This is a genomic window from Streptomyces sp. NPDC041068, from assembly GCF_040647455.1.
GTDB lineage: Bacteria > Actinomycetota > Actinomycetes > Streptomycetales > Streptomycetaceae > Streptomyces.
Window position 1 is genome coordinate 37932 of sequence record NZ_JBEZCG010000005.1, and the last position, 12048, is coordinate 49979.

At 72.4% G+C, this 12048-nt stretch carries 10 protein-coding genes; 9 read left to right on the forward strand and 1 reads right to left on the reverse strand.

Features of this window, described 5'->3' with window-relative positions; translation table 11 throughout:
• Positions 1–135: 135 nt before the first annotated feature.
• From pdhA to AB0B50_RS12650, 9 genes are all read left to right on the forward strand, one after another.
• On the forward strand, positions 136–1281 hold the full coding sequence (gene pdhA / locus AB0B50_RS12610; RefSeq protein WP_362329268.1) for a pyruvate dehydrogenase (acetyl-transferring) E1 component subunit alpha: 1146 nt from the start codon (positions 136–138) through the stop codon (positions 1279–1281).
• On the forward strand, positions 1278–2294 hold the full coding sequence (locus AB0B50_RS12615) for an alpha-ketoacid dehydrogenase subunit beta (RefSeq protein ID WP_362329271.1): 1017 nt from the start codon (positions 1278–1280) through the stop codon (positions 2292–2294). Before pdhA ends, AB0B50_RS12615 begins: the two co-directional genes overlap by 4 nt.
• Positions 2294–3856 (forward strand): dihydrolipoamide acetyltransferase family protein, encoded by a 1563-nt coding sequence (locus AB0B50_RS12620; protein WP_362329274.1) that lies wholly within the window; start codon positions 2294–2296, stop codon positions 3854–3856. Before AB0B50_RS12615 ends, AB0B50_RS12620 begins: the two co-directional genes overlap by 1 nt.
• An 83-nt stretch (positions 3857–3939) precedes the next feature.
• The gene (locus tag AB0B50_RS12625) at positions 3940–5133 is read left to right on the forward strand and encodes an NTP transferase domain-containing protein (RefSeq protein WP_362329277.1); all 1194 of its coding nucleotides are present in this window, start codon (positions 3940–3942) and stop codon (positions 5131–5133) included.
• A complete protein-coding gene (locus tag AB0B50_RS12630; RefSeq protein ID WP_362329280.1) occupies positions 5130–6740 on the forward strand; it encodes a molybdopterin-binding protein in 1611 nt (536 codons plus the stop codon). The genes AB0B50_RS12625 and AB0B50_RS12630 overlap by 4 nt, the downstream gene beginning before the upstream one ends.
• Entirely contained in the window at positions 6728–7834 is a 1107-nt protein-coding gene (locus AB0B50_RS12635; protein ID WP_362329283.1) for a potassium channel family protein, read from the forward strand. The genes AB0B50_RS12630 and AB0B50_RS12635 overlap by 13 nt, the downstream gene beginning before the upstream one ends.
• A gap of 74 nt (positions 7835–7908) precedes the next feature.
• Positions 7909–8886: an NAD(P)H-quinone oxidoreductase gene (locus AB0B50_RS12640; RefSeq protein WP_362329285.1), complete on the forward strand. Its 978-nt coding sequence runs from the start codon at positions 7909–7911 to the stop codon at positions 8884–8886.
• A gap of 227 nt (positions 8887–9113) precedes the next feature.
• A complete protein-coding gene (locus AB0B50_RS12645; RefSeq protein ID WP_362329288.1) occupies positions 9114–9542 on the forward strand; it encodes a hypothetical protein in 429 nt (142 codons plus the stop codon).
• Positions 9543–9607: 65 nt separating this feature from the next.
• Positions 9608–10150: a bacterial proteasome activator family protein gene (locus AB0B50_RS12650; RefSeq protein ID WP_362329291.1), complete on the forward strand. Its 543-nt coding sequence runs from the start codon at positions 9608–9610 to the stop codon at positions 10148–10150.
• Between the two features lie 84 nt (positions 10151–10234).
• Here the strand turns inward: AB0B50_RS12650 and AB0B50_RS12655 are convergent, their stop codons facing one another.
• The gene (locus tag AB0B50_RS12655) at positions 10235–11875 is read right to left on the reverse strand and encodes a protein kinase (protein ID WP_362329294.1); all 1641 of its coding nucleotides are present in this window, start codon (positions 11873–11875) and stop codon (positions 10235–10237) included.
• Positions 11876–12048 lie beyond the last annotated feature (173 nt).

The following is a 12048-nucleotide window of genomic DNA, read 5'->3' on the forward strand; positions in this document are numbered from 1 at the left end:
GTTTGTCCACAGCCTGGAGGTGCCTGTAGCCAAAATGTGCCGACGACCGAACAATCGGTTGGTGAGGCGCATCACATCGCCGCGCCTCTTTTGTCGCTCCCACGAGGAGACCGCTTCCCCCCAGGAGGTGCCGTCATGACGGTCATGGAGCAGCGGGGCGCCTACCGGCCCTCTCCGCCCCCCGCTTGGCAGCCCAGGATCGACCCCGCGCCGCTCCTTCCGGACGCGGAGCCGTACCGCGTCCTTGGGACCGAGGCCGCGGACAAGGCCGATCCGGGGCTGCTCCACCGCCTGTACGCGGAGCTGGTGCGCGGTCGCCGCTACAACACCCAGGCGACCGCGCTGACCAAGCAGGGCAGGCTCGCGGTCTACCCGTCCAGCACCGGGCAGGAGGCGTGCGAGATCGCCGCCGCCCTCGCCCTGGAGGAGCGGGACTGGCTCTTTCCCAGCTACCGCGACACGCTCGCCGTGGTCGCCCGCGGCCTCGACCCCGTGAGCGCCCTGACGCTGCTGCGCGGCGACTGGCACACCGGGTACGACCCGCGTGAGCACCGCACGGCGCCCTTGTGCACACCGCTCGCGACCCAACTTCCGCACGCCGTGGGCCTCGCGCACGCCGCCCGCCTCAAGGGCGACGACGTGGTCGCGCTCGCCATGGTCGGCGACGGCGGCACCAGCGAGGGCGACTTCCACGAGGCGCTGAACTTCGCCGCCGTGTGGCAGGCCCCCGTGGTCTTCCTCGTGCAGAACAACGGCTTCGCGATCTCCGTGCCGCTCGCCAAGCAGACGGCCGCCCCGTCCCTGGCCCACAAGGCCGTCGGGTACGGCATGCCGGGACGCCTGGTGGACGGCAACGACGCGCTCGCGATGCACGAGGTCCTCGGCGAAGCGGTCTCCCGCGCGCGGGAGGGCGGTGGCCCGACCCTCGTCGAGGCCGTCACGTACCGCATGGAAGCCCACACGAACGCCGACGACGCCACGCGCTACCGCCACGACGCCGAGGTCGAGGCCTGGCGTGATCACGACCCGATCCTGCTCCTGGAGCGGGAGTTGACGGAGCGCGGACTCCTGGACGACGACATCAGGCGGCAGGCGACCGACGAGGCCGAGGCCATGGCCGCCGACCTGCGCGAGCGCATGAACCAGGACCCGCTGCTCGACCCCATGGACCTCTTCACGCACGTGTACGCCGAGCAGACCTCCCAACTGCGGGAGCAGGCGGCGCAGTTGCGCGCCGAGCTGGAAGTGGCCTCGGAAGAGGCGGAGGAGGAAGCGCGATGACCACGGTCGCGGCGAAGCCGGTCACCAAGCCGGCCACCATGGCGCAGGCGCTCGGGCGAGCGTTGCGCGACTCCATGGCGGAGGACCCCTCCGTGCACGTCCTCGGCGAGGACGTCGGCGCGCTCGGCGGTGTCTTCCGGGTCACCGACGGACTCGCCAAGGAGTTCGGCGAGGACCGCTGTACGGACACACCGCTGGCCGAGGCGGGCATCCTCGGCACAGCGGTGGGCATGGCGATGTACGGCCTGCGACCGGTCGTCGAGATGCAGTTCGACGCCTTCGCCTACCCCGCCTTTGAGCAGCTGATCTCGCACGTGGCGCGGATGCGGAACCGCACCAGGGGCGCGATGCCGCTGCCCCTCACCGTCCGCGTGCCCTACGGCGGCGGCATCGGCGGCGTCGAGCACCACAGCGACTCCTCCGAGGCGTACTACATGGCGACCCCGGGTCTCCACGTCGTCACGCCCGCCACGGTCGACGACGCGTACGGCCTGCTGCGGGCCTCCATCGCCTCCGACGACCCGGTCGTCTTCCTGGAGCCGAAGCGCCTGTACTGGTCCAAGGCCGCCTGGAACCCGGACGCTCCGGCGACCGTTGAACCGATAGGCCGCGCGGTGGTGCGGCGCGCGGGACGCAGCGCCACGCTCATCACGTACGGCCCGTCCGTGCCCGTCTGCCTGGAGGCCGCCGAGGCCGCCCGCGCGGAGGGCTGGGACCTCGAAGTGGTCGACCTGCGCTCGCTGGTGCCCTTCGACGACGAGACGGTCGCGGCGTCGGTGCGGCGGACGGGCCGCGCGGTCGTCGTGCACGAGTCGGGCGGCTTCGGCGGCCCCGGCGGAGAGATCGCCGCGCGGGTCACCGAGCGGTGCTTCCACCACCTGGAGGCGCCGGTGCTGCGGGTCGCGGGGTTCGACATCCCGTATCCGCCGCCGATGCTGGAGAAGCACCATCTACCGGGCGTGGACCGGATCCTGGACGCGGTCGCGCGGCTGCAGTGGGAGGCGGAGAGCTGATGGCCCCCGGTTTTGATGTGAACAGTCTCGAATTCAAACTGCCCGACCTCGGGGAGGGACTGACGGAGGCGGAGATCGTCCGTTGGCTGGTCCAGGTCGGTGACATCGTCGCCGTGGACCAGCCGGTCGTCGAGGTCGAGACGGCCAAGGCGATGGTCGAGGTGCCGTGTCCCTACGGCGGCGTGGTGACGGCCCGCTTCGGCGGGGAGGGCGAGGAACTGCCCGTGGGTGCGCCGCTGTTGACGGTCGCCGTGGGCGCCGCGGCGGAGACGGCCGGGGCCCCGGAGGAGCCTGCCGAGCGGGCCCTGCGGACGGCCGCGGAGGAGTCCTCCGGCAACGTCCTGGTCGGGTACGGAACGGCGGCGGCTCCCGCACGCCGCAGGAGGGTGCGACCCACGAGCTCGACCAGCCCCACCAGCTCGACCGGCTCGACCGGCTCGACCAGCCCCACCAACTCGACCGGCTCGACCAGCCCCACCAGCTCGACCAGCCCCACTGGTACCACTGCCCCTGCTCGCCCCACCGCGCCGATCGCTGCGGCGGAACCGCCGAGGGAGGAGCGTCCGGAAGAGCCGCCCGTGCGCGCGGACGGCCCGGTTCCGGTGATCTCCCCTCTCGTACGCAAGCTGGCGCGGGAGAACGGCGTGGATCTGCGCGGTCTCACGGGCTCGGGTCCGGACGGGCTGATCACGCGGGCGGACGTCGAGTCGGCCGTCGCGGCGGGCCGGGCGGGCACGAGGGCCACGGAGCACACGCGAGCGATCAAGGAGGCCGTCCGCGAGGACGACGAGCTGATCCGCGCGGGACAGGCCGAGGAACGACGCCAGGTGGCGGCCGGACAGGAGCCCACGCGCGCGGGCATCGAGTCCCGGCACCCGCTGACCGGTATCAGGGGCCTGGTCGCGGACAAGATGTCCCGCAGCCGGCGCGAGATACCGGAGGCCACCTGCTGGGTCGACGCCGACGCGACCGAACTGCTCGCCGCCCGCAGGGCCATGAATGCGGCGATGACCGAGCGCGACGGCCAGAAGGTCTCGCTGCTCGCGCTGTTCGCCCGCATCAGCGTGGCCGCGCTGCAGCGCTTCCCGATGCTCAACTCCAGCGTGGACATGGAGGCGCGCGAGGTACGCCGGTTCGCCGACATCCACCTGGGCTTCGCGGCGCAGACCGACCGCGGCCTTGTCGTGCCGGTGGTGCGGCACTCCCAGTCGCGTACGACCGACTCGATCAACGCCGAGCTGATCCGGCTCACGGAGGAGGCGCGGGCCGGGACGCTGACCCCCGGTGAGCTCACCGGAGGGACCTTCACGCTCAACAATTACGGGGTGTTCGGGGTCGACGGCTCCACGCCGATCATCAACCACCCCGAGGCGGCCATGCTCGGCGTCGGGCGGATCATCCCCAAGCCGTGGGTCCACGAAGGGGAGTTGGCGGTGCGGCACGTGGTCCAGCTGTCGCTCACCTTCGACCACCGGGTGTGCGACGGCGGCACGGCGGGCGGCTTCCTGCGCTATGTAGCGGACTGCGTGGAGCGGCCGGCGGTGCTGCTGAGGTCGGTGTGAGTCGCCGGACGTGACGTAAGTCCCTTGCCCGAAGGGCCCTTCGCGGGGGTGGCAATGATCCTCCGTATGCCCATACTCGGGGGATGACCGCGAACGAAGGTGGCCGGTACGACGCCGTCGTGCTCGCCGGGGGAGGCGCCGCACGGCTCGGCGGCGCCGACAAACCCGGGGTGCGTGTGGGCGGCAGGGCCCTGATCGACCGGGTCCTCGCGGCGTGTTCGGGCGCCGGGACCACGGTCGTCGTCGCCGATCCGAGGCCGACCTCGCGGCCCGTGGTGTGGGCCCGCGAGGAGCCCGCGGGCGGCGGGCCGCTCGCCGCGCTCGATGCCGGGCTGCGGCGCACGGGAGCCGAACTGGTGGTGGTGCTCTCCGCCGATCTGCCCTTCCTGGGCGACCGGACCGTCGGCCGTCTGCTCACCGCCCTGCGCGAGAGCGACGCGGACGGGGCGGTCCTCACCGACCCCGAAGGCCGCGACCAGCCGCTGGTCGCGGCCTATCGGAGCGCGTCGCTCCGACGGGAGATCGCATCGTTGCTCGCGGCCGGGCGGGAGGGGACCGCCGGGTGCGGGCACGCCGGGGCGGAGGGCCGTGGGCTCGCCGGGGCGGAGCAGGGCGGGGCGGAGCAGGGCAGGGCGGAACAGGGCTGGACGGAACAGGGCGGGGCGGAGCGCCGTGGGCTTGCCGGGCTTCCGTTGCGGCTGCTCACCGCGCGGCTCGACCTCACCAGGGTCACCGACCCCCTCGCGGCCTTCGACTGCGACACCTGGGACGACATCGCCGCCGCTCGGGCGCGCATCAGGGAGCATGGGCACGTGTTGGATGAATGGATTTCCGCAGTCAAGGACGAGCTGGGCATCGAACTCGACGTCGATACCGGCACCCTCCTCGACCTCGCCCGCGACGCCGCGCACGGCGTGGCCAGGCCCGCGGCGCCGCTGACCACGTTCCTCGTCGGGTACGCGGCCGCGCAGGCCGCGGCCCGGGGCGGGGCGGCAGGCGGGGCCGAAGCGGTGGCGGAGGCGGCGCGCAAGGCCGCGACGCTCGCGGCCCGCTGGGCGGACGAGGACCAACAGGACCCCAAGGTGACCCAGGCCTCCGAGGCGCCCCAGAACCCCGAGGTGACCCAGGCCCCCAAGGTGACCCAGGCCTCCGAGGCGCCCCAGAACCCCGAGGTGACCCAGGCCCCCAAGGTGACCCAGGCCCCCGAGGCGCCCCAGGAACCGAAGCCGATCGTGGGGCCTGACGCCGCCGCCGGGGCCGAGCCGGACGCACGATGACCGGGCAGCCCGTGCCGGAGGCCGAGATCGACGAGGCGCTCGCCCTGGTGAACGACCCCCGCGACAGGCGCGACGCCGACCCTCGCCCGGCAGCGGTATCGGCCCAGGGGCCGACATCGGCGCAGACCACGGCCACCGCTACGGCCACCGCCACGGCCTCGGCTCCGAACGGCGCCTCGGCTCCGAACGGCGCCTCGACCCCGAGTGGAGCCTCGACCCCGAGTGGAGCCTCGACCCCGAGTGGAGCCGCGCCACCGTACGGCGCCGCGCTACCGCACAGCGCCGCACCCCTGAACGGCGCCGCGCTACCGCACAGCGCCGCACCCCCGTCCACCCCGCAGCCAGCGCAGGAGCACGCCATCGCCGCAGGCGAGGACAGGCACCGCGACATCACCCCCTGGCCCGCCGCCCGCGCCCGCGCGGCACAGGCCGCTCCCGGGCCCGGCGCCGAGCCCGCCCCCGTCCCCCTGGAGCGGGCCCTCGGCCTGATCCTGGCGGCACCGCTCACCGCCTTCACCGACCTGCCGTCCTTCGACACCTCGGCGATGGACGGCTGGGTCGTCGCGGGCCCGGGCCCCTGGGACGTACGCGCCGACGGCATCCTCGCCGGGCACGCCCGTCCGGACGCGCTCATCGACGGAGAGGCCGTGCGCATCGCCACGGGCGCCCGCATCCCGCACGACGCCACCGCCGTCCTGCGCAGCGAGCACGGCCGCATCGACGACAAGGGCAGGCTGCACGCCCTGCGCGAGATGGTGACCGGCCAGGACATCCGCCCGCGCGGCCAGGAGTGCCGCTCCGGCGACCGTCTGCTCCCGCCCGGCGCGGTGGTGACGCCCGCCGTGCTCGGACTCGCCGCGGCCGCCGGGTACGACACGCTCTCCGCGATCCGCAGGCCCCGTGCCGAAGTCCTCGTCCTGGGCGACGAGTTGCTGACCGAGGGGCTCCCCCGCGAGGGCCTCATCCGTGACGCGCTCGGTCCGATGCTGCCGCCCTGGCTGCGCGCGCTCGGCGCCGAGGTCACCGGCGTCCGGCGCCTGGGCGACGCCGCCGAGGCCCTCCGCGAGGCGGTCACGGCGTCCACCGCCGACCTGATCGTCACGACGGGCGGCACGGCCTCGGGGCCGGTCGACCACGTCCACCCCACCCTGCGCCGCATCGGCGCCGAGCTGCTCGTGGACGGTGTCGCGGTGCGCCCCGGGCACCCCATGCTGCTGGCCCGCATCCGGCCCGGACAGCACCTGGTCGGCCTGCCCGGCAATCCGCTGGCGGCCGTCTCCGGCCTCCTCACGCTGGCCGAGCCCCTGCTGCGTACGCTCTCCGGCCGCCGCGCCGCGTCGACGTACACGGCGGCCGTACGGGACGACGTGCACGGCCATCCCTACGACACCCGCCTCGTGCCCGTCACGCTGCGCGGTGACGACGCGGTGCCGCTGCACTTCAACGGCCCGGCGATGCTGCGTGGCATCGCGGCGGCCGACGGCCTCGCGGTGGTGCCTCCGGGCGGCGCGCGGCAGGGACAGGAGCTGGAGATCCTCGATCTCCCATGGGCCCTGGCCGAGGGCCTCCCCTGGGAGCTGTCGGACGGCGGGGAGTGTTTCACGTGAAACTTCCCGGCCACGACGCCATCGCCCGTCAGCCCGACGAGCACCACACGACGCACCGGATCAAGCTGCCTCAGCGCGAGGTCGTACGTCCGCTGCGGCAAGTCACCCGTCGGCTGCTGATGGCCCTGCTGGTGCTCGCCCTGACGACCTGCATCGTGTGGCTCGACCGCGCCGGCTACAACGACAACTCCGACAAGCAGGTCGACTTCCTCGACGCGGCGTACTACGCGACGGTGACGCTCTCCACCACCGGATACGGCGACATCGTCCCGTACAGCGACAGTGCGCGGCTCACCAACATCCTGCTGATCACGCCGCTGCGCGTGCTCTTCCTGATCATCCTGGTCGGCACCACCCTCGAAGTGCTCACGGAACGGACGCGCGAGGAATGGCGTCTGTCCCGCTGGAGGTCCAACTTGCGTGAACACACTGTCGTCGTCGGCTTCGGCACCAAGGGCCGGTCGGCGATCCAGACGGTCTGCGCGACCGGCCTGAAGCCGGAGCAGATCGTGGTGGTCGACCCCAGCGCGAAGGTCGTCGACGCGGCCACCGCGGAGGGGTTCGCGGGCGTCATCGGCGATGCGACGCGCAGCGACGTGCTGCTCCGCGCCGAGGTGCAGCGGGCCCGCCAGATCATCATCGCGACGCAGCGCGACGACACCGCCGTCCTGGTCGCCCTCACCGCGCGCCAGCTGAACCGCGGGGCGAAGATCGTGGCCGCGGTGCGCGAGGAGGAGAACGCCCCGTTGCTGCGGCAGTCCGGCGCCGACGCGGTGATCACCAGCGCCAGCGCGGCGGGCAGGCTGCTCGGTCTCTCCGTGCTCAGCCCGAGCGCGGGCATGGTCATGGAGGACCTGATCCAGCAGGGCAGCGGGCTCGACCTCGTCGAACGGCCGGTCATAAAGGCCGAGGTGGGGCGGGGCGTCCGGGAGACGGACGACCTCGTCGTGAGCGTCGTACGAGGACATCGGGTGCTCGGGTACGACGATCCGGCCGTCGGGAAGCTGGAGTTGACGGACCGGCTGATCACGATCGTGCGGGCCTCGCCCAAGACGGCGGTCACCCCGGACACGAAGCCGCTGCCGCCGAACTGACGGCACCCGCCCCACCCGGCGGGTGCCGCACCGGTACCGCCCGGGGCCGAACCCACGCGAGTAGCCTCGGCCGCATGTATGCGATCACGATCCCCGAACCCGGCGGCCCCGAAGCGCTCGTGTGGGCCGAGGCCCCCGATCCCGTGCCCGGCGAGGGCGAGGTGCTCGTCGAGGTGGCGGCCGGCGCCGTGAACCGCGCCGATCTGCTGCAACGGCAGGGCTTCTACAACCCGCCGCCCGGCGCGTCCCCGTACCCCGGCCTGGAGTGCTCGGGCCGCATCACCGCGCTCGGCCCCGGCGTCTCCGGCTGGGCGGTCGGCGACGAGGTGTGCGCGCTGCTCTCGGGCGGCGGGTACGCGGAGCAGGTCGCCGTGCCCGTCGGCCAGCTGCTTCCGGTGCCCGAGGGCGTCGACCTCGTGACGGCGGCCGCGCTGCCCGAGGTGACCTCGACGGTCTGGTCCAACGTCTTCATGATTTCCCACCTCCGCCCCGGCGAGACGCTGCTCGTGCACGGCGGATCGAGCGGCATCGGCACCATGGCGATCCAGCTCGCGAAGGCCGTCGGCGCGAAGGTCGCCGTCACCGCGGGCAGCAAGGAGAAGCTGGCGTTCTGCGGGGAGTTGGGGGCGGACATCCTCATCAACTACCGCGAGCAGGACTTCGTCGAGGAGATCGAGCGTGCCACGGAGGGCGCGGGCGCGGACGTCATCCTCGACAACATGGGCGCGAAGTATCTGGAGCGGAACGTGCGGGCGCTCGCCGTCAACGGGCGGCTCGCGATCATCGGCATGCAGGGCGGCATCAAGGGCGAGCTGAACATCGCCACGCTGCTGAACAAGCGGGCCGCCGTCACGGCGACCTCGCTTCGCGGCCGTCCCACCGCGGAGAAGGCCGCGATCGTGGCCGCGGTGCGGGAGCATGTCTGGCCTTTGATCGGGGCGGGGCATGTGCGGGCGGTGGTGGATCGGACCGTTCCCATGCGGGATGCGGCCGAGGCGCATCGGGTCCTTGAGGCCAGCGGTCACATGGGCAAGGTGTTGTTGGCTCTGTAGGGCGGTGCGGAGGGGGCTGCGTGGGGTTTCTCGTCCGCGGGCTCGTCGTGGCTTGTCGCGCAGTTCCCCGCGCCCCTTACGGAGCGCAGTTCCCCGCGCCCCTTACGGGGCGCATCTCGGCCCACCCTCCACCAAGATGCCGGAAATGCCTCACCATGTGACGCTTGTCACTGGTGCAGTGATCTTTCCTGATCTCGGTGTCCCGATAGCGGGAGGGGGCCGGTGCGGTGACTGTTTCGCGGTCGAGACGGCTGGTCCTCGTGGTGGCCGCCCTGCTCGCGGTCCTTGCGGCCACCGTGCCCGACCTCGTCTCGTACGCCGCCGAGTCGGCCCCCAGAGGCCCCGTGACCACCGTCGACGAGACGTCCCGCGCCGGGAGCCGTCCCGGTGTGGGGCGTGAGCGGCCGGGGCGGGCCGAGCCCCTGCTTCCGCCGCTGCCGCCGTCCACCCCGCCCCCGACGCCGCCTTCGGAGTCACCGCGTCCGCCGCGGCCCGAGCCGACGCCCGTGCCGTACCGGGACGCCGCGTCCGAGGCGATGGATCCGGGGCCCGAGGGGCCCGTGCTGCCCGTCCCCCGGGTCCTGCCGTTCGGCGGCGGGCTGGTTCTCATCGGGCTCGGCCTCGGCTTCCTCGGTCTGCGGTTGCGCCGCGGTTGAGGGTGGATCACTCCCGTATGGGGGCACCACCGATGTGTGATGTACGGGTGCGAGAGAATGGCGGCATGGAGATGCCGAGGAACGAACGGTCGCCGGAGAGCCCCCAGGTCCTGGTCGTGGGCCAGGACGGAATGGCTCTCGGTGGCGGCGGAGACGATGATTCCCGCGAGGTCCCGGTGACGGAGATGGTCGAACAGCCGGCCAAGGTCATGCGTATCGGCAGCATGATCAAGCAGCTGCTCGAGGAGGTGCGGGCGGCTCCTCTCGACGAGGCGAGCCGGGTCCGCCTCAAGGAGATCCACGCCAGCTCGGTCAAGGAGCTCGAGGACGGTCTGGCCCCCGAGCTCGTCGAGGAGCTGGAGCGGCTCTCCCTGCCCTTCACGGACGACACGACGCCGAGCGACGCGGAACTGCGCATCGCACAGGCACAGTTGGTCGGCTGGCTGGAGGGTCTCTTCCACGGGATCCAGACCACGCTGTTCGCGCAGCAGATGGCGGCGCGGGCACAGCTGGAACAGATGCGGCGGGCGCTGCCTCCCGGTGTGGGCGGCGGCGACGAGGAGGACGAGGGCGGCATCGCGGGCCGCTCCGGAGGTCCGTACCTCTAGGACTGACGCACGACGAGGGGCTCGGTACGCATCGTGCGTACCGAGCCCCTCGTCGTGGTGCGTGGCGCGAAGCCCAGGTCGGCCCTAGGCAGGGTTGCCCGAGGAGACGTCGAACTGGATGTCCATGTTCTTCGGGTCGACCTCCGTGCCCTCCTTCGGGACCTGCCGCATGACGGTGTCCTCCCCGTAGGCGTTCTCGTCGACCTTGCGCTTGTCGTAGCTCCAGCCGGCCGCCTGGAGGCAGGACAGGACCGACTTCCAGTCCTTGAACGTGAAGTCAGGGACCTTGATCTTGTTCTCGTCGTTGTAGCCCGTGTCGGGCTCCGTGCACTTCTCGGTCTCGATCGTCATGTTGCGGTTGGGACCCTTGTGCCCCGCGACCGGCTGCTTCGACTTGTCGCCGGAGCCTTCCTTGTCGCCGTCACCGCCGCCGTTGAGCGTGAGGGCGGTGATCAGGCCGCCGATGGCGATGAGCGCGACGACGATCGAGCCGACGACCACCGGCATGTTCTTCTTGCGGCCGCCCGAGCCGCCCGAGCCGCCCGCCGAGGCCGTTGCCGTGGCCGGCTGCGGCGAGAGCTGGTACGGCGGCGGGGTCTGCGCGCCCTGCTGCGGTGCGTACGCGTTGGTGGGCGGCGGGGTCTGGTACCCGCTCTGCTGCGGCGGGTAGCCGTAGCCCGGCGTGGGAGTCGGGGTCGGCGGGCCGTACGGACCCGGCTGGTACGGCGTCTGGACCTGGCCGCCCTGCGGCATCGAGGTGTCGACCGGCGGGAAGACCGCGGAGCCGACGCCCGCGCCGCTCGCCGTCTGGGCGCCCGGCACGATGCTGGGCGGCGCGGCCTGGAAGGACTGGGCGACGCGCAGGCACTCGTCGCGCATGGCCTCGGCGGTCGGGAAACGCTCGTTCGGGTTCTTCTTGAGCGCGCGGGCGACGATCGCGTCGACGGCCGGCGGCAGGGAACGGTTGATCGAGGAGGGAGCGACCGGCTCCTCCTGGACGTGCGCGTACGCGATGGCGAGCGGCGAGTCCGCCTCGAAGGGCAGCCGCCCGGTGACCAGCTGGAAGAGCATGATGCCGACCGAGTAGAGGTCGGAGCGCGCGTCGACGCCGCGGCCCAGGGCTTGCTCGGGCGAGAGGTACTGCGGGGTGCCGACGACCATGCCGGTCTGGGTCATCGAGGTGACGCCGGACTGCATGGCGCGGGCGATGCCGAAGTCCATGACCTTCACGACGTTGCGCTTGGTCATCATGACGTTGCCGGGCTTGATGTCGCGGTGGACCAGGCCCATCTCGTGGCTGATCTCCAGCGCCGCGAGCACATCGGCGGTGATCTTCAGCGCCTGGTCGGTCGGCATCGCGCCGAACTGCGTGACGGAGGCGTCGAGCACGGAGCCGAGGGGCTTGCCCTCGACGTACTCCATGACGATGTACGGCATCGTCGCGCCGTCCAGCTCGTCCTCGCCGGTGTCGAAGACCGACACGATGTTCGTGTGCGTGAGCTTCGCCACCGACTGGGCCTCGCGGCGGAAGCGTTCGCGGAAGGACTGCTCACGGCCGAGCTCGGTGTGCAGGGTCTTGATGGCGACCTGCCGGTCGAGCACCGTGTCGTACGCGAGGTGGACCGACGCCATGCCGCCCTCGCCGAGCAGATCGCGCAGTTGGTAGCGGCCACCGGCCAGCGAACGCCCCGCGTACCGCCCCTGTGCGCCGTCCTGGCTGCTCATCTCGTGCGTCCCCCATCGGCGCGGTGGCCGGACGGCTCCGCGGCTGGTGATCGAATTACCCGCTATTCCAGGCCAAGTCTGCCCGAGGACGATGACGCGTCAAGCTCGGTGCCCGTTCCGTGACCGTACGCGCAAGAAGCGTCTCGGAAGCGTTACAAGTTTGCGCACGGGAC